Origin of the sequence: Flavobacterium fontis (genome assembly GCF_900129405.1) — a bacterium.
Lineage (GTDB): Bacteria > Bacteroidota > Bacteroidia > Flavobacteriales > Flavobacteriaceae > Flavobacterium > Flavobacterium fontis.
The window spans coordinates 55,967-81,608 of the sequence record NZ_FQVQ01000003.1 but is presented as its reverse complement, the minus strand read 5'-3'; the positions used below and the strand labels follow the sequence as shown (position 1 = coordinate 81,608).

Here is a 25,642-nt window from a genome sequence, read left to right as displayed (position 1 = left end):
TGCTATATATTGACTCAACGTTAAATATACTATATCTAATTTAATCAAGTTTTTGCCTTTTACGGTGTGGGCACGGATTGTAAATCCGCGCCAGCGGGGGGGGGTAGCTAGAAATTAAATGTCAAGATAACATCTATTATTTTAAAATTTCAGGTATAATCAATTCTTTCTTTAGTTGTATATTATTGCATTTATTTTCCTCGTACCAATTTCTCCAAATTACTGAATCTTTTATAAAAACACCGTAAGGATATGTTCCTGAATAATTTACAATTCTATCGAGAGAAACATGTGTATAATTAGAAATGAAAATTAACGATTCTCTAAATTTTATATCTTGCCTTATGTAAATGTTGTTTTTTATATAATCAAAGTGTGAAAAAAAGACCTTCTTAAATTCTTTATTCTCATTACAACCATTAATTATTTCTTTGTTTGAATTACAAGAAATCATTAAAAATAAGATAATTACATTTTTTTTCATTTAGGGGATTTTATTTTTTGTTACACTAATACTTCCATTAGTAGTTGGATTAACAATCATTTCTATTTTTGGATTGTTTCGATCATGAAATATTATTTGTAGTGTAACGATATTATCAATTCGTCTATTATCCCGATAGCGCGGATTTACAATCCGTGCTCATCCGTGTTTGCTATATATTGACTCAACGTTAAATATACTATATCTAATTTAATCAAGTTATTGCCTTTTACGGTGTGGATACGGTTTATAAATCCGCGTCAGCGGGGAGTTTAGAGTCTTTATTGTTTAATTTAAGCCTGCTGTCCAAAAAGGTACCTTATTATAATAACTATCTAAAGTTAGTTTCTCTTTTTTGTACCTGAAACTATAAATACTTTTTTTAAAAATTTCTTTTATCTGAGAATATTTTAATTTATTGATATCAATTTCGGCAACTTCTTTATCTACAGCTCTACTAAGAATAATATTTTCATTCAAGTATTCAATTTTATAAACAAAAGTTTTTTCCTCCCCAAGCCTTGAAATTGCATAAATTGGCATTAATTTATCATTAAGTAAAAATAACGCGAAGGGTAAATTCTTTATAGTTTTAAAATCAACAGTCCGAGAATTTATTGCAATCGTAATATTCTCTTTTTTATCAATAAGTAATCTAGACTTATAACCATTATAAATTATTTTGTATTTAGAATCTGAGAATAATACTTTGCACTTTTTTAATTCATCAATATTAAAATCATTAAATGTGGTTTCACATTTATATCCATCTTTAATCAATTTATCAATATCGGTTAAATATTCAATATTTATTCCTCTATCAATACATTCTTCTGTTTTCTTGTTTTTGCAAAAGGCAAGAAAAAAAATTAAAAACCAAAAATACTTCATCATAAATTAAAACAAACAATTAAACATTATGAAAACAGTAGAACAACACCAATAATTATAGAACATATCCCGATAGCGCGGATTTACAATCCCTGCTCATCCATGTTTACTATATATTGACTCAACGTTAAATATACTATATCTAATTTAATCAAGTTTTTGCCTTTTACGGTGTGGGCACGGATTGTAAATCCGCGCGATCGGGCTTTTTTTAGTACCCATTTGATTTTCTAGTAATTATTCTATTCTTTAGACAATTTCTTTAGTTTTAAAAATCCATTTTTTTTTATTTTATCAACTGCCTCAAGCCAATACTCCCAGAAAGCAGAATCAGCAGGAATATCATAATCTAGCCAATACTCACCACCACTTAATATATCAGTCAAGTCATTTGAATCTGTTGATTTCCAGTAATTGTATAACATCAATAGCATCGCTTCATAACCTTGTTTTTCAGTTATCAATTCGTCACTAAAAATTTTACCATTTTCATCAATTTTACCTTCACTATGTAATTTCATGATTATCTTTTTAATTTAAATTTTAAAATCATTTGCTGTGCTGTCATGCTTGCATATCCTGCAACCCCGATAGCGCGGATTTACAATCCGCGCTCATCCATGTTTGCTATATATTGGCTCAACGTTAAATATACTATATCTAATTTAATCAAGTTTTTGCCTTTTACGGTGTGGGCACGGATTGTAAATCCGCGCCAGCGGGGTACTCTTTTCCATTGTACTTATAATTCTATTTTTCGTTTTCTTTACGAAAACTACTTGACGAATTGCCATCTGGACTAATGTCCAAAAAATTATCATTTATATATAAAATCCCATTACCATATTCCTTGAAATTTTCACCTTCTTCATTGAAATTTTTCCATTCACTTAATTCAATATAACAGTATCCATTAGTGCTTTTTTCCCAAGTTCCTCGGCTGGTAAGTATTATAGTTCCTTTTTTATAATAATGAAGAAATGTTCCGTTCACATTTAAATCAATAAAATTAATAGCTTTATCATCCTTTGAACAAAAATATTTACCTGATATATTATAATTACAATTATTAATGTCTATGCAGCCATTTAAAAGCAAAGCAAATAACAAAAAAATTAATCTAAATAAATTTTTCATAAATTTTTAATTTTTGAATAATTGATATGAAGCATTGATATATTGTTTTATTGTTGATAATGGTTTATTACCATCCTCTCGGTCATAATTTTTCCCCGATAGCGCGGATTTACAATCCGTGCTCATCCATGTTTGCGATATATTGGCTCAACGTTAAATATACTATATCTAATTTAATATAGTTTTGTTTTATTCTCATTATGGGCACGGATTGCACCCGAGGCTTTAGCCGAACTGACGAAGTAAATCCGCGCGATCGGGGATAAAAAGAAATGGTATTAGATAAATTATTTTTTTCATGTTCTTCAAACTAATCTATTATTATAGTACTTATAACACTACAATCGTTAATATTAATTTCAATGTCAATTTTGTCTTTCTCAAAAAATTTATAATTAATTAATTCTATATAAGTGTACTTATCATATTTCTGAATATTAAAATCACATGGATTATTATTAACTAAGATATTGTTTACTTTTATATTAGAAACTTTACCATTGTCAATTTTTATTATATCAGATTTAGATAAACTACGTAATAAAGTAAATTGAAAATTGTCATCATTACAATTAAAATTTAAATGACTTTTACCACCATTGAACAAATATTTTTTTGGACCATCACAAGATAATATAAAAAAAATATTAGTTATTATAGTAATTATTAAAACCTTTTTGCTCATAATAGTTATTTTCATAATTAAACCCGACAGCGCGGATTTATAACCCTGCTCATTCATGTTTGCTATATATTGACTCAACGTTAAATATACTATATCTAATTTAATCAAGTTTTTGCCTTTTACGGTGTGGGCACGGATTATAAATCCGCGTCAGCGGGTGTTGTTTTAACTAATGATAGGAAAGAAATTAAAACCCTCAATTAGTTTGAATTTTATTGAATTATAATAGTATAAAAATAATAAAGCACTTATTATTAAAGTAATACATGAAATGGTAAACTTATACTTTCCAAAAAGTGATATAAAAAATATATATAATAGCAAAACAGCTAAATTGTAATATACAATATTATTATAATAGTTCAATAAATCAATGCTGTTGGTATCTATATTAGGTTTGTTGTAAAAAATCACTAGTGAAAAGTATACCATTAAACATAAAAAGAGAATATTCAAAAAATTTTTTAGCATAATATTTTCATTAAGTGTTAACCCCCGATAGCGCGGATTTAAAATCCGTGCTCATCCATGTTTGCTATATATTGACTCAACGTTAAATATACTATATCTAATTTAATATAGTTTTGTTTTATTCTCATTGTGGGCAAGGATTGCACCCGAGGCTTTAGCCGAACTGACGAAGTAAATCCGAGCGATCGGGATTTATTACAACTTAATTTGAATGTTATTACATTTATTTTCTTCGTACCATTTTAACCAAACTAATTTATCTTCTTCGTAGACCCCGAAAGGATACCTAGAATGACTGATAGACTCGTAAGAAACATGTGTATATTTTGAAATAAAGTAAAGAGAAATATTAAAATTTTTTGTTTTTTCCTGCGTCACTAACTTCTGTAATTCATCAATATTTAAAACTTTAGGATTTACTAAGTGCATATATTCATCCACCACTTGTAAATGATAGAAAAATTGCTTTTTAAATTCAATATTTTCATTGCAAGTATTCGCAACTCCAACTTGATTTTGGCTGCTTGTACAGGAACAAAGAAATAAAAAAATTAAAAAAAGTGACTTCATTACATCAATTTAAAATACACCGCTACCCCCGGCAGTGCGGATTTACAATTCTTACTTATTCATGCTTTACTCTATTGACTCAACGTTAAATATACTATATCTAATTTAATCAAGTTTTTGCCTTTTACGGTGTGGGCACGGATTGTAAATCCGCGCCAGAGGGGAACGGGACTGTTGCTTAGCATCGTACATAAAAGGAACACTTTGCGTAGCGGGGTTTTAAATTTTTAAACTAATTTTTGAATCTAGAAATTTTAATTATTCAATATTTTTATAAAAGTTTTCAATTTTTCATTTTTATGATTTTGACAAGGAATTGGCTCTAATGTACCTAAATTATCTATATCCTCATAATAGCCTCTTGCTAATTCTTTTATCTTGATTTCACCCAAATAATGATTTAAATAATCATTTGCATTCATTCTGATAAATGAGTTAAATCCAAATTTATTAGCGAACAACTCACCGTTCTCAATTTCAAAAATTACATCCCAAATACCATATATCCCAAATATAAATGAGTTTTTTATTGACAATATATCATCTTGTATAAATTTAAAAAAATCTGAATCATCAGTAAAGTCATTTAAAATCATTTCTCTATATCTAAAACCATTTACTTCTAATTGCGAGTCAGGATTATTTATTCGTTCGATTTCAAAAATAGGATTTGGTATTATTTGCAGATTAATAATTTTATTATTTGACATAATAAATGTAAACATGTACTTAACATGATCCTCAAATGCTATGAATTGTTCTATTGATTTATCACAGTCGTAGAATTCATTTGCACTTCTTTTTAATCTAAAACAAGGTATAGTTAATAAATTTAACTCGTTTAATTTACTTTTATTTGACAAACTATTTTCATTAGTTACATGTGAATTAATTAAAAATCTCTTTTGATTTTCATACATAGATTTTATTGTATCACTAGCAACAATTTCGTAATCTAAATGATTGTATTTTTTCACTATTATAGTATCATTCAAAATACTTATTTGACTGTGACCAAAGATTGGTAATAATAGGAGTAAATAATTTAATTTGGACATACACTATAAATTCTTAAAATTTTATATAAATTGTTTAAACTTTTTACATCCTTTGATCCCGAAAGCGCGGATTTACAATCCGTGCTCATCCATGTTTGCTATATATTGACTCAACGTTAAATATACTATATCTAATTTAATGAAGTTTCTGCCTTTTACGGTGTGGGCACGGATTGTAAATCCGCGTCAGCTGGGATCAATAATTAACTCATTCACAAATACCTACTTTATTTTCTAAAAATTTTTTAATTATTGATTTATCATCTGATCGAATTAAAAAATAAAAACTAGTTTCATTTTTAAAAATAACGATATTTCCTTTTGGAGTTAAAGGGGTTTGATTTTGAACATTAGCTTTAGGAGAATACAATACATTGTATAAACTAATTTTAAGTTTTTCCATTCCATAAGATAAATAAATACTTTTAGTTTTTTTATCAAATATTTTTTGTTTGAATTTTTCATCAATATTGACCTCAAAGCCACTATAATATTCACAAATACTAATCTTATCTGTGATGTAAACATTACTTTCAGTTTCTATAGTCAGACTTACATTACTTTTTTGGGAAAAAGATAATTGTATTGAAAACATCAAAAAAAATGTAAATAAAAAATTCATGGTTAATTGTTATGATTATATAATCCCTTGTGCTTCCCGAAGAAATACTCAACTGCTTGTAATGTCATAATTTCATGTTTTGCTTGTTCACCATTTTTGCTAAAAATATAAATTGTACCATCTTCACCTGTTCCGGCAGCGCGTGCGGCAGCTAGAAAAATTAAACTCTTAACTATGAACGCCCTGATAAACACTTCCAAATACCTTGGTCAGATTCTTTAAAACAATCTTCATCGTTACATTTAATTTCTTCTGTATAATTATTAGATTGATTAGAAATAATATTGTTTATTTCTATTAAAGGAATATCAAAAACATTTTCAAATGCTATGTTTATTTGTTTTTTCAAAATTTTTCCTTTTGTAAACTCTAATAGATTGAAAAAATCTTTTTTCTCAATAAGTTCTTTTGGAGAAAAATCTTCATTTAATACAAATAATCTATTTCTGTAATTCGATTTATGATAAAGAATAGATAATCTTTTTTTTGATATGAAGTAAATACTTCCAAGGCCATCAACACTACCAATCAAAAAAACTTTATTATTAATTATATCATAAATAATAACTTCATTAAATACATTTGGAACGAACATATTTTTAATTGGATTCTCAAATGCATTCCCAGTGACCAAAGCATGTACTATAAACAATTCATTACTAAAAAGATAAAGAGCATTATAATGTCCTTCCGGAAATAAGTTAGAATTCAATTGTAATACTATATTTTTATTTTTGATTAGATAATTTTTTTCAGAAATATATATTTTTTTACCTCGGGTATATTTATACTGATGATTAATTTTACTAACTTCAGTAAAAGACTTTAAAGTGTTTTGAGCATATAATATTGTTGAAAATAATACAAAAAACATTAAAACATTTTTATTCATAATTTATTTATTTTAATAGCTAAAACCACTTTTTGTTAATTGTATTTTATTCAAAGGTATTGGAGGTTCCCCCGCTACCGAGCAAAATGAAATTCGACGAAGTCAATCATTTCGGGTGGTTTTTACAATTTAAAATACTGAAAAACACAAACTCCGATAACGCGGATTTACACCCCACTCTCAAAACGCAAACTTCAACTGCACCACCACCGTTTTCTTAACTTCGGTATTCAAATTACTCAACGAAATCCCCAACAACCGCACCGATTCTTTCAGGCGTTCTTGGTACAACAATTCTTTGGCCGTTTCCAACAACAAACCCTTGTCACTGATGTAATACGGCAAGGTCTTACTGCGGGTTTGGGTCGTGAAATCGCTGTACTTGATTTTTAACGTCACCGTTTTACCCGAAATACTGTATTTTTTCAGGCGCCGTTCCAAGGTTTCAGCAATATGCGCGAGCCTTTCTTCCATAAACAATTCCGAAGTCAGGTTCTCTTCAAACGTATGCTCGGCCGCTACCGACTTTGACACCCGATTGGGTTTGACCTCACTGTAATGAATGCCCCGCACAATGTTGTAATAAAAGCCTCCGCTCTTGCCAAAATGCTCCTCTAAGTACTCCCGCGAACGCGCTTTTAAATCGGCCCCGGTAAAAATCCCATGATGGTACATTTTTTCGGCGGTTACTTTGCCAATGCCATAAAACTTTTTGATATCCAAAACCTCCAAAAAGGCTTCCACTTCATCCGGCGGCACCGTTTTTTGACCGTTGGGTTTGTTGTAATCGCTGGCAACTTTGGCCACAAATTTCGTGTTGGAAATCCCTGCCGAAGCGGTCAAACCGATTTCATCAAAAATGCGCTGCCGAATCTCCTGCGCGATTAAGGTGGCACTCGGATTCCCTTTTTTATTTACCGTCACATCCAAATAGGCTTCGTCTAGCGATAAAGGTTCTACCAAATCCGTATACGCTTTAAAAATAGCCCGTATCCGTTTGGAAATCTCCGTATAGCGATCAAACCGCGGAGGAACAAAAATTAAATCAGGACACAAACGTTTGGCCTGAACGCCACTCATAGCACTGCGTACGCCATACTTACGGGCTTCATAACTGGCCGCCGAAACTACCCCGCGCACTTCACTGCCACCCACGGCAATGGGTTTGCCCTTTAATTCGGGGAAATCCATTTGCTCCACCGACGCATAAAACGCATCCATGTCAATGTGAATAATTTTCCGTTGCCGCCAATCTGTTTCCATAATTTACTCTCGAACGGGGACAAAAAAAGCAATGGGACGCCGTTTAAAATAGTTCCATGTAGCCCAAACCAACAGGCGCAACTCCCCCAATGGAATATTACGCGAACGCAATGCAAGTCCCAAGGATAGTGAAAAACTCACGATAAAATTTACAAATCCGATAACACCTATTCCGATAACGGCCCACAATACCATGGGAACTGCTACATGAAAATCAGCACCATACAAGCCCAGAGCAAAATTTCCCGCAGCAAAAGTAATGTGCCGAATATCCAACGCTAGGCCAAAGAAAATCCCCAACGAAGCCGTGCTCCCCAAGAAAATACCAAACCAACCGTTGGAGGCAACGCCTGGCCAAAAGTCGGCAATCCATTGTGCCAATCGGGTCGTTTTGGCGGTGCCCAACGTTTGCTTTAACACAGGATGCTCTTGGATTCGGTAAGCAATTTTATTGTACTTATTTTTATTGGAAATACTCCCCGAGATGATACCCGACAAAAAAAGGAAAAAACCTGCAATCGCAGCATGAAAAACGGCCAGTGAATCTATGGGCGACAAATCGGTCAATAATTTATACGCTTTGTCTTCAGCAATATTGGTCTCCCACAGAAAATCTATACCCCAAATCAACCCGAAGGCTACTGGAAATGCCATCGCCACATTCCCAAAAAAAGCGATGAATTGAGAACGGAACAAACGGGCAAACAGCAAGGCAAAGGCCTCGTGCTTCTGATCGTCTTTATGGCGCGATTTACGCATCCCGTTTTCAATAGCTTGAACGATGGTAGCAGCTGTCATCGCAGGCTGTTTCGTAGCCAACGTAAACCCCGAAAGGTAAATCAAGATAAATCCAGCAGCATAATTGAAACTGTATAAAAAGGCATGGCCAAAAGCACTGGCCTCAACTTTTGATAGAAGCAATTTGAAAATACAAAGGAACCCAACAATAAAACCACCGCCCAAAGCCGCCTTAAGCATCAAAAGGTACTCCGAACGGGTTTCGGTGATGTAATGCTCGCCAGTACGTGCCGTATGCTGGGTAATTTCATACGCCAAAAGTTGGGTGCTCTCATTAAACAGTTGGCGAACATTATTTTTATGGCAATTGTACCGTATGAGTCGCAACGCCAACAAAATGGTTTGCGATTGAGCATCGGCTACTTTGGGCACCACCAAATACCCCAACAAGGCCTTCACCCGCTGCAATTGCTGCCGTATGCGCAACAAACTTTGATTGACTTTTAAAGAAATCCCAAACTTGGTACTGTTATGAAAGGCTTTAGCGACATAGGCTTCACATTGCTTTTGTAACACCAAGAGTTGCCGATAATGCATGTCATCAGGCGTAATATAAGGGGCTTCTTGCGCTTGAAGACGACGATGTAAGGCTTCAAATTCGGTTTCCAAGGCGAGAAAAGGACTTTCTAAATCGTCGTATTCGGGAACCATTTGTATCACCTGATTTTCCATGGCTCGGCCGCTCATCCGTTGCATCAACAAAGCTATGGCGGTAAGCAATTCCGATAAAGGTGATTGGTCATCCAGCGAAGTATACAAGGGTTGCAGTTGAAGATACGCAAACAAGGCACGGTATTCTTCAAGTGGAATCTTGGCCAACCAAATGGGGTCAGTACTTTTGTAAAACACCTGATTTAATACAAACTCTAAGGTATCGGCCTCCGGTTGGTAGGGTAAAATCTTTGCCCACGCGCGCTGTTTGATTTCATACCAAAAATCGGAATCTTTCAATATTCCTGAATCCGACAACATGCGTGCAAATTTTCGCTTTTGCAACGTTTTTTGAACACGAAGCGCAACTTGCTCGGCAATCTCGGTTTCTTGGCTTAAAAAGTCCAAAAGCGGGCGAATCGATACTTCAGCTGCCTGTTTGGGTTGTGCAGGGCGAAACAACGCTACCAAGGCAACCAAATAAGCTAAAGAATCTGAAGCATCGTCGGTTTGAAAATGGCGGATATACCAATCGTGTAAAGAAGTCATCGAGGTGGTTTCGTGCATAAAAGGCGTAATTGACGTTACGTAAAGATACAGTTTACGGGGAATTTTTTTCTTAACTTGCTCCTAAATTCGAATATGATGATCGAAATTGAACGTAAATTCTTAGTGCGAAACGAACAATTCAAAGCGGAAAGTCGCGCGGCTATACCCATCGCCCAAGGCTATCTTTCATCGGTTCCCGAGCGTACCGTGCGCGTTCGAATCAAAGGAAATCAAGGATTTTTAACCATCAAAGGGAAAAGCAATGCCTCGGGGGCGAGTCGGTTGGAATGGGAAAAGGAGATTACGGTAGCCGAAGCACAAATGCTCTTGCCCCTTTGTGAAAAAGGAACGATACAAAAAACCCGATACGAAGTGGTATCGGGGCAACATATCATCGAGGTGGATGTTTTTGAAGGTGAAAATGCCGGACTGATTCTCGCTGAAATTGAACTACAATCGGAAGACGAAACGTATGCTAAACCCGATTGGCTCGGTGAAGAAGTAACCCACGACGCACGCTATTACAACGCTTATTTATCGCAGCATCCCTTTGGTTTATGGTGATTTTTTCTCCACTTCTATCACTTCAAGTGTAACGGTAGCGGATCCTGAATTGCGGGATCCCGAAATCAAGAAGAACGCGCGTTTAGACAAATCGATTTCACGACCACGAGCAAACGGACCACGATCGGTAATTTCAACGATAACCGTTTTACCATTGGCTTCATTGGTAACACGAACCAAGGTTCCTAAAGGCAATTTTTTGTGCGCCGCCGTAAGTTTGTTTCGGTCATAACGCTTGCCACTAGCCGTTCTTCGACCATGAAAGCGATCGGAATAATAGGAAGCGTGGGCTTTCTTTTTGAAAAGCTTAAACTTTCCATTAACTACTGGTAATGTATCGGCTACAGGCTCATCCGCAAGGACTTTTTCTTTTTTGACCGTATCATTTTTTTGCTTTTTTAATTCGGGATTTACCGTATTTTGAGCCAAAAAAGTGCTACTAAAGAAAAGACCGATGCCGAGGGTGATACCGTAAATAAGTATTGATTTTGTTCGCATTGGACTTATTTTTGGGCGATTCAAGACGTCTACAATCGAGTGTGTCTTGACATCAATTACATACTAAACGGTTGACTTACAACCAAAGTTTCCAAGGAATACGCGATAAAATCAACACCAATCCCAAGGTATAGAAAATGGCGAATTTTTTAAACTTAACGCCCGATTCCGTGGCTTTTTTGTGGGTTGACCAGCCTACGGTAATCAACACAATCGCAATAATATTGGTCAACGGATGCTCTAAAGACGTTAAACGCGCTTCTGCATTAGACATCTCGCCCAACAACGCTTTACCCAAGGGCGATATAAAATACAATACCAAGCCAACCAGTAATTGCACGTGTGAAGCAATCAACGTAAACAACCCGATTTTACGGTCGCGCGCTGAAAAATCTCTTCCAGAGCTAAGGCCCATTACAGCATTAATCGCGGTGAAAACCAATAAGGCCAAGATAATATAAGCCCAACCAGAGTGGAACTTTTGTATAAATTCGTACATATATTTTAGTTTTAGTGGATAACAAAAATAGGTAAAAACCATAAAAAAACCGCACCCTCCCACGAGAATACGGTTATTTATCATGAAATTATACTTCTTTTAGCGGTTCTTTAAGAAATGTTCCAACAAGAAGGTTGTCGAACTGTCATGGGTTTTTACCTGTTGCGATTCGATTTCTTCCAAAATAGAATTGGCCAACTGTTTCCCAAGTTCTACCCCCCATTGATCGTAACTGAAAATATTCCAAACAACGCCTTGAACAAAAATTTTATGCTCATACAAAGCAATCAATTTTCCTAAAGAGGCAGGGGTTAGTTGCTGAATAAGAAGGGTATTGGTAGGACGGTCCCCTGAAAACACTTTAAACGGTTTTAAAAAGGCGGCTTTGTCCCCCGAAATCCCTTGTTGTGCAAACTCGGCCAAAACTTGTTGCTCGGTTTTCCCATTGAGCAACGCTTCGGTTTGGGCAAAAAAGTTGGACATTAATTTATCGTGATGGTTTTGATCTCCGTACAACGCTTTGACAAAACCAATAAAATCGGTGGGAATCAACTTGGTGCCTTGGTGAATCAATTGAAAAAAGGCGTGTTGCGAATTCGTTCCGGGTTCCCCCCAAATAATCGTTCCAGTTTGGTAGTTTACGGGATTGCCATCGCGGCCAATACTTTTTCCGTTACTTTCCATGATCCCTTGTTGCAAATAGGGCGCTAACTTTTGTAAATACTGGGTATACGGAATCAAGGCTTCACTTTCGGCACCGTAAAAATTATTGTACCAAATGCTTAACAAAGCGAGTATAACTGGAATATTTTGATCAAATGAAGTCGTTCTAAAATGCTCATCCATGGCATGCGCCCCCGCTAAGAGTTGATCAAAATGCTCGTATCCCACGGCCAAGGCAATAGAAAGTCCGACCGCACTCCACAACGAAAACCGACCTCCAACCCAATCCCACATCGGGAAAATATTTTCGGGATGAATGCCAAAAGCAGTTACCCGTTGAATATTGGTCGATACTGCCACAAAATGGCGCGCTACGTCGGCAGGCTGCGCCGATTGCAAAAACCAATGGCGAATAGTTTCCGAATTGGTAAGGGTTTCTTGTGTAGTAAACGTTTTGGAAACAATAACAAACAAGGTCGTTTCGGGATTGACTCTCTTCAATACTTCCTGTACATGATCCCCATCTACATTGGACACGAAATGAACGTTCAAATGGTTTTTGTAAAACTGTAAGGCTTCTACCACCATAGCTGGACCCAAATCAGAGCCTCCAATACCAATATTGACCACATCGGTAATGGCTTTTCCTGTATAGCCTTTGTGTGTTCCTGAAATAATCGCGTCGACAAATGTTTTGATTCGTTCTTTAACGGCAAAAATTTCGGGCATTACATTTTGTCCGTCGACCCGAACGGTAGCCGAAGCTGGATTGCGCAATGCCGTGTGCAATACCGCTCGTTGCTCGGTTTGATTGATTAAATCGCCTTCAAAATAAGCAGCAATGGCTTCTTTGAGGTGCACCTCATCAGCGAGCTCCAACAAATACTGAAGAGTTTCACGGGTAATTGCATTTTTGGAATAATCGACTAAAAAGTCTTCCCATTGAATATGAAACGTGTGCGCACGATCGGGTTGTTCTACAAACAACGTTTTGATCGATTGCTGCTGCATGAAGTTGTAATGCGCTTGTAACTTTGCCCAGGCAGCGGTACGGGTTGGATTAATTGCTTGTAATGCCATAAGAGATTTTTTGCCCGACAAAATTAACTAAAATAATAGGGGAAAAATCGTTAAAGTCGTTCAAAAAAGGGAACGACACTGTTAAGAAATCGTTTTCGTTGGAAAAATTTTAACGTCCTTTGAAAACCACTTGGGCCACACTATCCAATTCGCGCTTCAACGGACGCATTTGCTCCTTAAATCGAGGCAAATTTCTTCCTTCCATCGGTTGTGCATTGGGCAGTTGAATACGAAGTGGATCGACCTGTACCCCATTTTTCCAAAAACGATAACATACGTGCGGCCCGGTAGCCAAGCCCGTACTCCCCACTTTTCCAATAACATCCCCTTGCTTTACCCGTTGGCCCCGTCGTACCAAGATGCGCGACATGTGAAGGTATTGGGTAGCATAGGTTCGGTCGTGTTTGACTTTGACAAAATTCCCATTTCCGGCAGTGTACCCTGCTTGCTCTACAACCCCCGAAGCAGTCGTCATGATCGGTGTGCCTGTGGGAGCTGCGTAATCGGTGCCGTTGTGTGCTTTCCAACGCAGTTGAACGGGGTGGAATCTACTTTTGGAAAAACGCGATGTGATGTGGATGTACTTCAGCGGTGCTTTGAGGAAGAAATTCTTGAGTGCTTTTCCGTTTTCATCGTAATAATCGGTGCGTCCCTTGCGCTCTTGTTGGAAGGGGAACGCATAGATTTTGTCGCCTTTGTATTCAAAAAAAGCACAGCGCAAACTATCGACTCCATCGTAAATGGTATCGTTAATATAGCGCTCGGTAAAACTAACGGCAAATCGGTCGCCTTTTTTCAATTTAAAAAAGTCAATCGACCACGCATACACTTTGAGCAATTTGTTGGATAACGAAGGGTCGACCTTCATTCCGCGCAACGTAGTAGAAAGCGAGCCGTCTAATTTTCCAGCAATGGTGCGAACTTTGAACGTAAGCGGACGTGATTTTTTATAGCCAACGATGGAATCGGTTAAATCGACCAAATAGTAATCTATTTTGTTGGGCTGGTAAATCAAGTACTGAAGTTTGTGGTATTTGTCTTTGGAGCGCAAACAAATATAGGGCTTCATAAACCGCACAGAGGTAGGAAAAGAATCCTTAACCTTGGCGATAATTTCAGCGGGTTTGCGTCCGTTAAGATTTTGTTTTTTTAAAATTCGCTCAAAAGTATCTTGACTGCGAATGGTATCGAAATGCACGTTAAAATCGTCAAAATTGAATCCGAAATCGACCATAGGTTTCCGAGGTTCCATAGGTTCAATAACGTATTCTTCTGCTTTTTGTGAACAAGAAAACAAAAGCCAAAAGAGTCCAAAAAGGCCTAGTATTTTTAGCGATGCCCTTCTCATTCGCAATCCTCTCCCCAATGTTTTAATTCGGTTTCACTCCACAATTCAGGGAAGAAAATTCGACGTTGGTATTTCGGATGCATGTATTTTTTCCAATCGCTACCGCCTGTTGCTTCGCCATTACCTTGTCCGCTTTCAATGTATTTGCGGGCTGCATTATAATGTCCCATCACCCACGTGATATTTACCGTGCGATCATAATGACGCATTGTAGCAATGAGCTCAGGATTTTGACGATCGGATTCCGGAAGTTGCGAAAACTTTTGCCACAAGTTGATGGTGTTATATTCCTCCATAAAGCGAAGAAACTCGGCATCGTATTTTTGTTCAAAGGCTTGAATCAAGTAGTTTTTTGTACCCGTTCGATGGTCTTTCCCTGCGGCTTGCCAATACAAATGTTCTAAAGCATGTCGGTAAGGCGTATTTCGGTCGATGGTAGCCCGAAAGCGGTAGTCAATTAAATTAATCAAATCGGTGGAGGCGAACTCAATTTTGCGGTATTGGGCACTTTGAAAACCACTGGCGGGTGTTAAGGTGTTGCGAAACTTCATGTATTGCGCCACTTCCATGCCTTCGCCCATAATATCGAAAGAGGTGGTTAACATATCAAAATAACGACTGATGCGGCGTAATTTTTCGGTAAAAAAATCGGTCGTCAAGGATTGCGCATGGCATACTTGATCAATTTCCCATAATACCATTTTAAACAGCAACTCGTTGACTTGATGGTACATAATGAACACCATTTCGTCGGGGAGTGTGGTGCGTTGAATCTGCAAATTCAAAAGCGCATCGGTTTGAATATAATCCCAATACGTGATGGGTTTGGCCCACAAAAGGCCTTCCAGATGTGTATCGGTGTTTTGATTAATCTTTTGGAATTTTTCATCCAAGGCTTCAATCAAGGTAGAGGTTTGTTCGCTACTCATTTTTTTACTTTAATTTCAAAAGGATTGGCCAATCCCTTAAACGCATCCAAATCTGCTTTCAGGGAGCCAACCATCAAACTGGCTTTGATTCGAATGGGCAATTTGTTATCATCTGCCGAAATCCAAACCGTTAAACTTTCTTGTTCCTTAAAAACACGACCGGTTTGCACCAAAGGTCGGAAAATCATACAAGGAACGGTGCCAAATTTAGTGTCTAAATCCTCTCGACCTATAAATTTTAACCGAAACTTTGTGGTTTCGTTGTCAAAAAACATATCCACGTTAATGGATTCGCCCACCTTTAGTTTGTCAACATTCGGATGGTTGCGAAGGTAATAAAAGGTAGAGACAATATCTTGCACTTGCTCGGGAGTCTCAAAAACCGCATTGGTGTTGTTCTTATAATCTTTGACCAACACTGTATTTTTGTCTTGATTGAAAAACCCTTCCTGATTTTTGGTATACCCTCCTTCGTCAATTTTACGCACAAACTGATAGGGTTTCCCTGTGTTTTTATCAAAATACGATTCATAGTTGTCGTCGACTTTAAAAAACCACCGGGACATACCCGTAGTATATCCTTTGCCGACAGCATGAAAAACTTTTTTATTGTTGCGCGTGGATTCTTTGACTTCCAAGGTAGCATAACCCGCCGTAACTAAACCGTAGTGGATGCGAAATTTGAACCATTCGCCCACATCAAAAGCCGAAGGACGCTCCATGTCAAAGGATACGGTAAAAAATAAAAGACTGAGCAAAACAAGATTTTTCATAATGGTCTGAAATTTATTTACCGCATACAATTACTGTTCCAAATGTAAAAAAACAAAAAAACCCAGCCAAAAATGACTAGGTTTTTATGCTATTAACCAACCAAAAAACTATAAATTATGAAAAACGTAATTACTTTCAAAAGGAGTAATACACCTTTCTTGTTTTCTGAGGTCAAAAGTACTGCCTATTTTTGAATTATCAACAACAGAATGTCTACTTTAACAAATAATTATTAGAAACAAGCGTACTACAACGTTGTATTTTAACAATTATTCAACATTTTTAGGTTTTTACAAGGTGCCTCGCAACGCCTGCTCCCGTTCAATGGATTCAAAAAGGGCTTTAAAGTTCCCCGCACCAAAGCCTTTTGCCCCCATGCGTTGAATGATTTCAAAGAATAAGGTAGGGCGATCTTCTACGGGTTTGGTGAAAATTTGCAACAAATACCCTTCTTCATCAGCATCGACCAAAATGGATAAGGCTTGTAAGGCTTTGATGTCTTCTTTCATCACTTCCATATGTTTGCCCAAACGCGCGGGAATCTCATCATAGTACGCTTGCGGTGGTGGCGGTAAAAATTCGACCCCACGAGCACGTAACCCCGCTACGGTTTGAATGATATCGTCGGTAGCGACCGCAATGTGTTGCACACCTGGCCCTTCGTAGAAATCTAAATATTCCTCAATTTGCGACTTCTTTTTTCCTTCGGCGGGCTCGTTGATGGGGAACTTAATGCGGCCGTTGCCGTTGGACATGACTTTACTCATCAAGGCAGAGTATTCGGTATGAATTTGCGAATCGTCAAAGGACAAGAAGTTTTCGAATCCCATCACGTCTTCATACCATTTTACCCATTGGTTCATTTCGCCCCAACCAACATTTCCTACCATGTGGTCAATGTATTTTAACCCAAGTGGCGCTGGATTGTAATCGGATTTCCAATCTATAAATCCAGGAAGGAAGGTTCCCGTATAATTTTTACGCTCAACAAAAACATGCACAGTTTCGCCATACGTATAAATTCCCGAACGGATCACCTCGCCATGGGCATCTTTTTCTACGGTAGGTTCCATAAACGAACGCGCCCCACGTTTTGTGGTTTCCTCCCACGCAGAACGGGCATCTTCAACCCATAAAGCGACAACTTTAACACCGTCACCGTGTTTGCGCAAGTGGTCGTTAATGGGAGAATCACTGTTCAACGGGGTTGTCAAGACCAATCGGATTTTGCCTTGTTGCAATACATAACTCACGGCATCGCGAGAGCCTGTTTCTAACCCTTTATAGGCCAACGATTGAAACCCAAAGGCTGTTTTATAAAAATGCGCGGATTGTTTTGCATTTCCCACGTAAAATTCAACATAATCTGTTCCTAACAAGGGTAAAAAGTCTTGGGCCCCTTGAAAGATTTTTTCCAGTCCGTATTCTACGGATTTTATTTCTTTTGCCATAAAAATTAAAAGTTAAGGACGCGTTTTTGGAGCGGGTATGGCTACGGTATCGGTCGAGGGGCGTTTAAATAAAGCGTCGTCATATACCGAATCGTGCACTACTGAATCCTTTGCGCGCGTTGTGATTTGTTTGGTTTGTTGTAATAGGTTTTGGTTTGAAAATTTTTCAATAATATCATAATCCAAAAAGAGGAAAAAGACGGTAATCAAGAGGGCTAGTATCCCGTTGATAATAGCACTGATCATACACAATATTTTCCCTATAGAAACGATAGAACGACTGCCTTCTGAATACTGCTGGGGATCGACGTCATAGAGGCGTAAACTTTTACCTGCAAGGACCCATCCCACAATAGCCAATCCAAGAGAAAAAGGAATTAAAAATCCGCAGCAACACACAAAAAAAAGAATAAACAAACTGGTTACTCCCAGTATGAGCACTAACGGATCGGCGGGCAATCTATGATGCTGCATCGTATTATTCAAGCCAAGATTGATAATAGGTATCGTCAGCAATACGCATCGCTTCCTCGGTAACCATCAAGGGTTTGAACGTATCTACCATAACCGCCAATTCAAGCGTTTCCTTTTTCCCGATACTGCGTTCAACAGCACCTGGATGGGGCCCGTGTGGAATCCCAGCAGGGTGCAACGAAATATGTCCCGCCTCAACATCATTGCGACTCATAAAATCACCATCGACGTAATACAATACCTCATCGGCATCGATATTGCTGTGATTGTAAGGCGCAGGAATGGACTCGGGATGGTAATCATACAAGCGCGGCACAAACGAACAGATAACAAAAGCATCGGTTTCAAACGTTTGGTGTACCGGAGGAGGCATGTGAATCCGTCCCGTTATGGGTTCAAAATCATGAATCGAAAACGCATACGGATAATTAAACCCGTCATAGCCCACTACATCAAAGGGATGAGTAGCGTAAATCAATTCAAAAATCTCATCTTTCTTTTTGATTTTCATCAAAAAATCACCTTTTTCATCATGGGTTTCTAGCGCATACGGGCGACGAATATCACGCTCACAAAACGGCGCGTGTTCGAGCAACTGACCAAACCAATTTCGATATTGCTTTGGGGTATACACGGGACGGTGGGACTCGACAATAAACAATCGGTTCTCTTGGGTATCAAATTCCATTTGGTAGATCATTCCTCTAGGAATAACCAAATAATCTCCGTATTTAAAGTCCAAAATTCCCATCATCGTTCGAAGTTTTCCCGAACCTTTGTGGATAAAGATCACTTCGTCAGCATCGGTGTTTTTATAAAAATAAGCCGTCATCGACTGACGGGGAGCGGCCAATACGATATGACAATCGCTGTTGGTCAGGACAATTTTTCGGCTTTCCAAGAAATCATCCTCGGGCGTTACTTCAAATCCGCGTAGTCGATAGGATTGAATGTTATTGGCTTTCGCGATTTTGGGGGCAACACTGTATTGCCGGCGAATTTCTTTGACTTGTGTCGGACGATGTACATGGTATAAATTGGAATACATACCATCAAAACCGATGGTGCCAAAAAGTTGCTCATAATACAAGTCGCCGTTGGGTTTGCGAAACTGAATGTGTCGCTTGTGGGGAGTATCTCCTAATTTGTGATAAATCGGCATAATTGAAAGGATTGTGGTTAACAATAACCCCGAAAGGGTTGAAAACAAAGCATAGTCGCAGTCTTCTCACTCAGGATTTCTCTTGATGAGGAATTTCAGATAGGACCGTAAACCATTCCAACCGTTCATACGAACAAATATCGTAAAAAATAAAAAGCCACAATACTGTGGCTTTCAATTTATTCTTTTTCTAGGTTGGAATGTCGTTTACTGTATAACAGATAAACCAAAATCCCCAAGGTACCCCAAATGATAAAGGTATACCAAGTTTCGGTGCGGACTTGGGTCATCAAAAACAGGTTAAATCCAACGCCAAGGGTTCCAACAACATAAACAGCAGGTGTTTTATAAGGACGCTCTAGCTCAGGTTTTTTCACGCGCAATACCATCACAGCCATACATACCATAGCAAAAGCCAAAAGGGTACCCATAGAACACATTTCCGATACTTTTTCAATGGGAGTTAATGCGGCTACAATCGAAATAATTAATCCTACCAACAACGTACTCTTGTGTGGGGTAAGGTATTTGGGATGCAAATCTTTGAAGAACCCAGGGAGTAATCCGTCTTTGGACATTCCTAAGAAAATTCGTGTTTGTCCCAACATCATTACCAACATCACCGACATTAATCCCGCGGTGGCCGCAATGGTGATTAAAAACGTTGCCCACGTCAATCCAACACCGCTAAAGGCTGATGCAACGGGAGCGGCTTTATCCAATTGATCAAAACGAACCATACCGGTAAGCACCAAAGAAACCAAGATGTACAGAATAGTACAGATTACCAATGAGGCGACAATAGCAAAAGGTACGTCCTTTTTCGGATTAATGGCCTCTCCTGCTTGGGTTGAAACGGCGTCAAATCCGATATACGCAAAAAAGACAATGGTCGCAGCTGTTAAAACGCCCCCAAAACCAAAATTAATTTTTTCTACCCCATCCACAATCGTCTTGGTTTCGGCAGGAATGAACGGCACCCAATTATCGGTATCGATAAAAAAGGCTCCAGCAATAATGACGAAAAGCACTACTGCAATTTTAATAATCACAATAATATTATTTGTTTTGGCTGCTTCTTTGATACCTTTTACCAAAATAGCAGTAATCACCCAAGTGATTAAAAACGCTGGTAAATTGAATACAATTCCTGATAAATCGATTGAAGAATAGTGTTCTGCAAATTGCGCGACCCCTTCACCGTTGGCAAAATTTTGAAAATCTTTGATCGTGGTCAAACTTTTAAATGCGCTAGCAAATTCGGCGTTGGCAAAATGCTCTTTGATTTGATCAAAAGTAGCAGTCGTATGTGTGGTCAAGTATTCTTTTACAGCATCTACGGCTTTGGCATGGTTGAGTTTTTCCATGGCCGTAGCTTTGTCGGAAAGCAATGAAAGTGGGAGTTTAAGGTGAAACAAACCCAATAATTTGGTAAAATATCCACTCCATGCCACGGCTACAGTGGTGGCTCCCATCATGTATTCTAGGATTAGATTCCATCCGATAAACCAGGCAAAAACCTCTCCGATGGTTCCATAAGCATAGGCATAGGCCGACCCTTCAACGGGCAATACAGAGGCAAACTCTGCATAACACAAAGAGGCAAATAAACAGCCGATTCCAGCGATTACAAAAGATAATGCTAACGCGGGACCTGCATAATCATGGGCTGCAATTCCGGTTAACGTAAAAATACCTCCCCCAATGATTGCTCCAATCCCCAGTGAGGTAAGTCCCCAACGAGTTAAGACGCGGTTGAGTCCGCCTTTTTTCATATCTGCTTCAAAAGCTGAAACAGGTTTTACTCTCCAAATTGACATATAATTTTGTTTTTGGTTATGTTATAGCTTCCAAATATAACGTATTTGTGGAAAAAACAAACAAAGGAGTGGGATGGCTTAGAACCAAAATCCGGCACTAAACCACAAAAAGCCTTTTGGAAGTTCGGGCGACCAGGAATATTTAACTTCAATAGGGCCGATAACCGTCTCTAGGCCATACCCCACAGCATACCCAGACATCATAGGGGTTTGCAACCAATTCCCTGTTTTGAACAACTTGTTCTCTAAGTTGGCATAATTGGCCGAAAAATTAATGTGATTCTTTTTGTAAAATTCAACATCGACGGTGGCCAACGCACGAATATAACTGTCTGCAGCAGCGCCTACAAAGTCGTATCCGTAAAAATGCCTAAAATTATTAATGGTTTGAAACCCATAACCTCCCAACACAAAATCTAAATAATGGGAACCGTTATCCCCGATATTGATGCCCGCTTCAGACTGAAGGCGTAGGTTGAAAATTTTGTAAAATGTTCGGGTAATGCCTGCCTCCCCTTTGATGATGGTAAACCGCTCAAAATTGTTGGCGTAATCGGACGAATAGAGATAGGAATTGAGCTCTCCATTAAAAAACCAGCCTTTTTTTGGGAAGTATTTATTGTCTAATGAATCGTATTTTAAATACCCGAAAACACTCAAATAATTGCTATCTTCAAAGATTTGCTTTTGATTTTCAAGGGTTTTGGATTTAATTTCAAGATGCTTCAATTCGATGCCGCCCCCAATCAAAAACTTCTGTGCAAAAACCGTTTGAAGATATGCTTGATGAGAAAAGTCGGAGTAATCTACATTGATTGCATTGATGCCTTCTTGATCAAAAAAAGCGCCGTTATTGAAGTCGGTGGATACATTTCGATTGAATTGGTTGAAACGGGATTTTAACCCAAAACTGAAGTAAAATCCATTATCAATATAGTAATCCAAATTATACCGGAAATTATCGCCTAGTCCGACATCTAAAGACAAAACATCATTGCGAAAAAGGATTTTCTTTTGCGTCAAATTCACCAAAGCGGCACTTTTATACAACCCGTCATAATGTAGGCCGAATCGCAAAAACGTTTTATTTTTACTTTCTGTCAATCGAAGTTCCAACTCTTCGCTATCGTTAAACGGATTAATTTGATACAAAATACTGCTGAAGTTTCCTGTGGATGTTAGTTTGTTAATCCCGTTTTTTAAATCGGCATAACTGATTTTTGTTCCTTGTTTGAATCCCAATTTCCCAATCACAAAAGCTCGGGTATAATTCTTTAACGCATTGATGGTAATGCGGTCTATTTGCAAACTATCTTGTTGTAGCGGTTTTTCAATTAATTGATAGTTGCGGCTCGTTAGTTTTTTAAATTTTTCCCACGATTCCCGAGCGGCTTCTTCTCCTTTGGCAATAATTTCTCGGCCTTTGTCAAAAGAAATCACCGAATAATTTTTAATGTCGGGTTTGATATAAATGTCGGTCAACAACTGTTTTCTTTTCATGCTTTGGATCATTTCCAAATTGGAAATTTGCACCAAAATTCGAGTCGCTTCCGAGAGCTTTTCGCGGGTTTGTAAGTCATCTTGCACGTCCACGCCTATGATAATATCGGCGCCCATTCGACGAATTTCTTCCACCGGATAATTATTGGTAACGCCGCCGTCTATCAACAATTGGCCATTGATTTCAACGGGAGAAAACAAACTGGGAAAAGCCGAACTCGCCAAAATCGCTTCGGGAAGATAGCCTTCGCGCAACATCACTTCCTCGCCCGTTTCAATATTGGTAGCCACGCATACAAAAGGAATAGGAAGCTGATCAAATTTTCGCACATGACGCACGTTATGCAGTAACTTATTCAGCAAATTATAATTATAGAGGCCCCGCGATAACGCAATCGGAATACCAATGGTCAACTTATCAAAGGGAAGGGTCAAAGCATACAACTCGTCGTTGTGCTTTTCATAAAAACTTTTGGATTCACGGGGAATGTAATCACTTAATAACTCGTCAAAATTGGTGTCATGAAAAATGGAGTCGATTTGACGCGCGCTGTAACCCGAAGCGTATAATCCTCCTACGACAGCGCCCATACTGGTGCCGCCGATGTAGTCTATTTTCACTCCGGCATCTTCCAAAACCTTCAGCACACCAATATGCGCAAACCCTTTGGCTCCTCCACCACTCAAAACCACGCCTACTTTGGGTCGCGGGGTAACCTCTTGGCTATACCCCAAAGTTACACCGAAGCACACCATCCCAAATACCCACAGGGTGGAATAAATAGGGAAAACTTCGCGTAGGCGTTTACGTATTGGTTTCAAGATGGTCTTTATTGGTATTGGTTTGGTAAAATTCGTAAATTTTTTTGGCTTTCGATGGCCCTACAACCGCCGAAATTTCACTTTCAGACGCCAATTTCAATCTTTTAACACTTTTAAAATGTTTTAGTAACGTTTGCATTGTCTTTTCTCCAATCCCAGGAATGGTTTCCATACTTGATTGTAAGGCCGACTTGCTTCGTTTGTCACGGTGAAAGGTAATGCCAAAACGGTGGGCTTCGTTGCGTAAATGCTGAATGACTTTTAGGGTTTCCGATTTTTTGTCCAAATACAAAGGCACAGAATCGCCGGGATAAAACAATTCCTCCAAGCGTTTTGCAATGCCAATGATGGCAATTTTTCCGCGTAAATTCAAGGCTTCCAAACTTTTCAATGCCGACGATAATTGCCCTTTGCCTCCGTCAATTATGATCAATTGGGGCAAAGGTTCGTTTTCGTCCAACAAGCGTTTATAGCGGCGATACACAACTTCTTCCATGGTCGCAAAATCATTGGGCCCTTCGACGGTTTTTACATTAAAATGACGGTAATCCTTTTTACTCGGTTTGCCATCTTTAAACACCACACAGGCCGAAACGGGATTGGTTCCTTGAATATTGGAGTTGTCAAAACACTCGATATGTCGCGGCTCAACCGACAAGCGTAAGTCTTTTTGCATCTGCGCCATAATTCGTTGGGTATGCCGTTCGGGATCGACGATTTGCAATTGTTTCAACTGCTCCAAACGATGGTATTTAGCATTGCGTTGCGACAATTCTAAAATTTGTTTTTTATCGCCCAATTGCGGTACCGTCACTTTTATATTTTCGCCAAAATCTAAAGGAAAAGGAACGACAATTTCTTTGGAAGTCAACCCAAAACGCTCGCGCATCTCCACAACCGCAAGGGCTAAGAGTTCTTCGTCGGTTTCGTCCAATTTCTTTTTAAGTTCAAGGGTATGCGAACGAATGATGGCTCCGTGGGCTATTTGTAAAAAATTGACAAAAGCCATGCTTTCATCGGAAACTATAGAAAAAACGTCGATGTTGGAAATCTTAGGATTGAGGATGGTCGATCGGGCTTGGTAATTCTCCAAGACTTCGATTTTCTCCTTCATCTTTTGGGCCTCTTCAAATTGCATTTTGGCGGCATAGTCTTGCATTTTTTTTCTAAAATCGCGTAAACTATCTTTAAAATTTCCTTTCAAGATTTGCCGAATGGCCGCCACTTGGTCGAGATACTGTTGCTCTAACTCCAAGCCTTCGCAAGGGCCTTTGCAATTGCCGATATGGTACTCTAAACACACTTTAAACTTGCCACTTTTGATGTTGGCCGGCTTTAAATCCAATTGACACGTGCGCAACGGATACAATTCTTTGATCATATCCAAAATCGTATGCACGACTTTAAAATTGGTATAAGGACCGAAATACTCCGATCCGTCTTTGATCATTTTTCGGGTAGAAAAAACTCGAGGAAAGGGTTCGCGCTTAATGCAAATCCACGGATAACTCTTGTCATCTTTAAGCAGTACGTTGTAGCGCGGCTGGAGTTTTTTAATCAAATTATTTTCCAGCAACAAGGCATCGGCTTCAGTGGCTACAACAATATGGCGAATCTCGTGAATCTTTCGCACCATGACATTGGTTTTGGCATTGTCGTGGACTTTGTTGAAATACGAGGAAACCCGCTTTTTCAAATTCTTGGCCTTTCCCACGTACAAGAGTTTTCCTTCGGCGTCAAAATACTGATACACGCCGGGATTATCGGGTAAGGTTTGTACTTGAAGTTCCAAAGAAGGAGAGAGCGCCATCGAATTCTTTTTTACAAAAATACACAGAACAAGCGCGTAAAATTATCCTGAAATTAATTTTTAACGCCTTAGCTCACTTGGGATCGGCCTGCTTTATTTTTACGAACACCCATCCCGTTGGATTTGGGGGACATCGCTGCAATTCCGTACCTTTACCCGAGAACTGAAAATGTACCC

The 25,642-nt window shown here is 38.3% G+C and carries 24 protein-coding genes; 1 reads left to right on the top strand and 23 read right to left on the bottom strand.

What is annotated here, in order from left to right:
• Positions 1 to 136 precede the first annotated feature (136 nt).
• The 11 genes from BUC17_RS03855 to BUC17_RS03800 all read right to left on the bottom strand — a co-directional run bounded on the left by BUC17_RS03855 (position 137) and on the right by BUC17_RS03800 (position 10,089).
• Positions 137 to 484: a hypothetical protein gene (locus tag BUC17_RS03855; protein WP_143161706.1), complete on the bottom strand. Its 348-nt coding sequence runs from the start codon at positions 482 to 484 to the stop codon at positions 137 to 139.
• Between the two features lie 288 nt (positions 485 to 772).
• Positions 773 to 1,378: a hypothetical protein gene (locus tag BUC17_RS03850; RefSeq protein WP_073361801.1), complete on the bottom strand. Its 606-nt coding sequence runs from the start codon at positions 1,376 to 1,378 to the stop codon at positions 773 to 775.
• Between the two features lie 239 nt (positions 1,379 to 1,617).
• On the bottom strand, positions 1,618 to 1,896 hold the full coding sequence (locus BUC17_RS03845; protein ID WP_073361799.1) for a hypothetical protein: 279 nt from the start codon (positions 1,894 to 1,896) through the stop codon (positions 1,618 to 1,620).
• A 229-nt stretch (positions 1,897 to 2,125) separates the two neighbouring features.
• Positions 2,126 to 2,512, bottom strand: coding sequence for a hypothetical protein (locus tag BUC17_RS03840; protein WP_073361797.1), 387 nt, complete (start codon positions 2,510 to 2,512; stop codon positions 2,126 to 2,128).
• Between the two features lie 310 nt (positions 2,513 to 2,822).
• A complete protein-coding gene (locus BUC17_RS03835) occupies positions 2,823 to 3,305 on the bottom strand; it encodes a hypothetical protein (protein ID WP_073361795.1) in 483 nt (160 codons plus the stop codon).
• 558 nt (positions 3,306 to 3,863) lie between these two features.
• Positions 3,864 to 4,238 carry a hypothetical protein gene (locus BUC17_RS03830; RefSeq protein ID WP_073361793.1) on the bottom strand — a complete coding sequence of 125 codons (375 nt, stop codon included), beginning with the start codon at positions 4,236 to 4,238 and terminating at the stop codon, positions 3,864 to 3,866.
• 254 nt (positions 4,239 to 4,492) lie between these two features.
• Positions 4,493 to 5,296 (bottom strand): hypothetical protein, encoded by an 804-nt coding sequence (locus BUC17_RS03825; protein WP_073361792.1) that lies wholly within the window; start codon positions 5,294 to 5,296, stop codon positions 4,493 to 4,495.
• Positions 5,297 to 5,504: 208 nt separating this feature from the next.
• Positions 5,505 to 5,918 (bottom strand): hypothetical protein, encoded by a 414-nt coding sequence (locus BUC17_RS03820; protein ID WP_073361790.1) that lies wholly within the window; start codon positions 5,916 to 5,918, stop codon positions 5,505 to 5,507.
• A gap of 172 nt (positions 5,919 to 6,090) precedes the next feature.
• Positions 6,091 to 6,810, bottom strand: a complete 720-nt coding sequence (locus BUC17_RS03810) for a hypothetical protein (protein WP_073361785.1) — start codon at positions 6,808 to 6,810, stop codon at positions 6,091 to 6,093.
• Between the two features lie 180 nt (positions 6,811 to 6,990).
• The gene (gene dinB / locus BUC17_RS03805) at positions 6,991 to 8,073 is read right to left on the bottom strand and encodes a DNA polymerase IV (protein ID WP_073361784.1); all 1,083 of its coding nucleotides are present in this window, start codon (positions 8,071 to 8,073) and stop codon (positions 6,991 to 6,993) included.
• Between the two features lie 3 nt (positions 8,074 to 8,076).
• Positions 8,077 to 10,089 carry a site-specific recombinase gene (locus tag BUC17_RS03800; RefSeq protein ID WP_073361782.1) on the bottom strand — a complete coding sequence of 671 codons (2,013 nt, stop codon included), beginning with the start codon at positions 10,087 to 10,089 and terminating at the stop codon, positions 8,077 to 8,079.
• 78 nt (positions 10,090 to 10,167) lie between these two features.
• Between BUC17_RS03800 and BUC17_RS03795 the strand changes: the two genes are divergently transcribed.
• On the top strand, positions 10,168 to 10,635 hold the full coding sequence (locus BUC17_RS03795) for a CYTH domain-containing protein (protein ID WP_073362059.1): 468 nt from the start codon (positions 10,168 to 10,170) through the stop codon (positions 10,633 to 10,635).
• Here BUC17_RS03795 and BUC17_RS03790 read toward each other — a convergent pair.
• From BUC17_RS03790 to uvrC, 12 genes are all read right to left on the bottom strand, one after another.
• Positions 10,627 to 11,133: a septal ring lytic transglycosylase RlpA family protein gene (locus BUC17_RS03790; protein WP_073361780.1), complete on the bottom strand. Its 507-nt coding sequence runs from the start codon at positions 11,131 to 11,133 to the stop codon at positions 10,627 to 10,629. The genes BUC17_RS03795 and BUC17_RS03790 overlap by 9 nt on opposite strands.
• A gap of 76 nt (positions 11,134 to 11,209) precedes the next feature.
• Positions 11,210 to 11,632, bottom strand: a complete 423-nt coding sequence (locus BUC17_RS03785; RefSeq protein WP_073361778.1) for a hypothetical protein — start codon at positions 11,630 to 11,632, stop codon at positions 11,210 to 11,212.
• Between the two features lie 99 nt (positions 11,633 to 11,731).
• The gene (pgi, locus tag BUC17_RS03780; RefSeq protein WP_073361776.1) at positions 11,732 to 13,375 is read right to left on the bottom strand and encodes a glucose-6-phosphate isomerase; all 1,644 of its coding nucleotides are present in this window, start codon (positions 13,373 to 13,375) and stop codon (positions 11,732 to 11,734) included.
• A 109-nt stretch (positions 13,376 to 13,484) separates the two neighbouring features.
• Positions 13,485 to 14,723: a peptidoglycan DD-metalloendopeptidase family protein gene (locus BUC17_RS03775; RefSeq protein WP_073361774.1), complete on the bottom strand. Its 1,239-nt coding sequence runs from the start codon at positions 14,721 to 14,723 to the stop codon at positions 13,485 to 13,487.
• Positions 14,720 to 15,652 (bottom strand): tryptophan 2,3-dioxygenase family protein, encoded by a 933-nt coding sequence (locus BUC17_RS03770; protein ID WP_073361772.1) that lies wholly within the window; start codon positions 15,650 to 15,652, stop codon positions 14,720 to 14,722. The genes BUC17_RS03775 and BUC17_RS03770 overlap by 4 nt, the downstream gene beginning before the upstream one ends.
• Positions 15,649 to 16,425, bottom strand: coding sequence for a DUF3108 domain-containing protein (locus BUC17_RS03765; RefSeq protein ID WP_073362057.1), 777 nt, complete (start codon positions 16,423 to 16,425; stop codon positions 15,649 to 15,651). Before BUC17_RS03765 ends, BUC17_RS03770 begins: the two co-directional genes overlap by 4 nt.
• Positions 16,426 to 16,716: 291 nt before the next feature.
• Positions 16,717 to 17,877, bottom strand: a complete 1,161-nt coding sequence (gene hppD / locus BUC17_RS03760) for a 4-hydroxyphenylpyruvate dioxygenase (protein ID WP_073361770.1) — start codon at positions 17,875 to 17,877, stop codon at positions 16,717 to 16,719.
• A 12-nt stretch (positions 17,878 to 17,889) separates the two neighbouring features.
• On the bottom strand, positions 17,890 to 18,351 hold the full coding sequence (locus BUC17_RS03755) for a hypothetical protein (RefSeq protein WP_143161705.1): 462 nt from the start codon (positions 18,349 to 18,351) through the stop codon (positions 17,890 to 17,892).
• A gap of 4 nt (positions 18,352 to 18,355) precedes the next feature.
• Complete coding sequence (locus BUC17_RS03750) at positions 18,356 to 19,513, bottom strand: homogentisate 1,2-dioxygenase (RefSeq protein WP_073361766.1); 1,158 nt, start codon at positions 19,511 to 19,513, stop codon at positions 18,356 to 18,358.
• A 179-nt stretch (positions 19,514 to 19,692) separates the two neighbouring features.
• Entirely contained in the window at positions 19,693 to 21,333 is a 1,641-nt protein-coding gene (locus tag BUC17_RS03745) for an amino acid permease (protein ID WP_143161704.1), read from the bottom strand.
• Positions 21,334 to 21,411: 78 nt separating this feature from the next.
• Complete coding sequence (locus BUC17_RS03740; protein ID WP_234977684.1) at positions 21,412 to 23,655, bottom strand: patatin-like phospholipase family protein; 2,244 nt, start codon at positions 23,653 to 23,655, stop codon at positions 21,412 to 21,414.
• Positions 23,639 to 25,465 carry an excinuclease ABC subunit UvrC gene (gene uvrC / locus BUC17_RS03735; RefSeq protein WP_073361762.1) on the bottom strand — a complete coding sequence of 609 codons (1,827 nt, stop codon included), beginning with the start codon at positions 25,463 to 25,465 and terminating at the stop codon, positions 23,639 to 23,641. The genes BUC17_RS03740 and uvrC overlap by 17 nt, the downstream gene beginning before the upstream one ends.
• Positions 25,466 to 25,642: the final 177 nt, after the last annotated feature.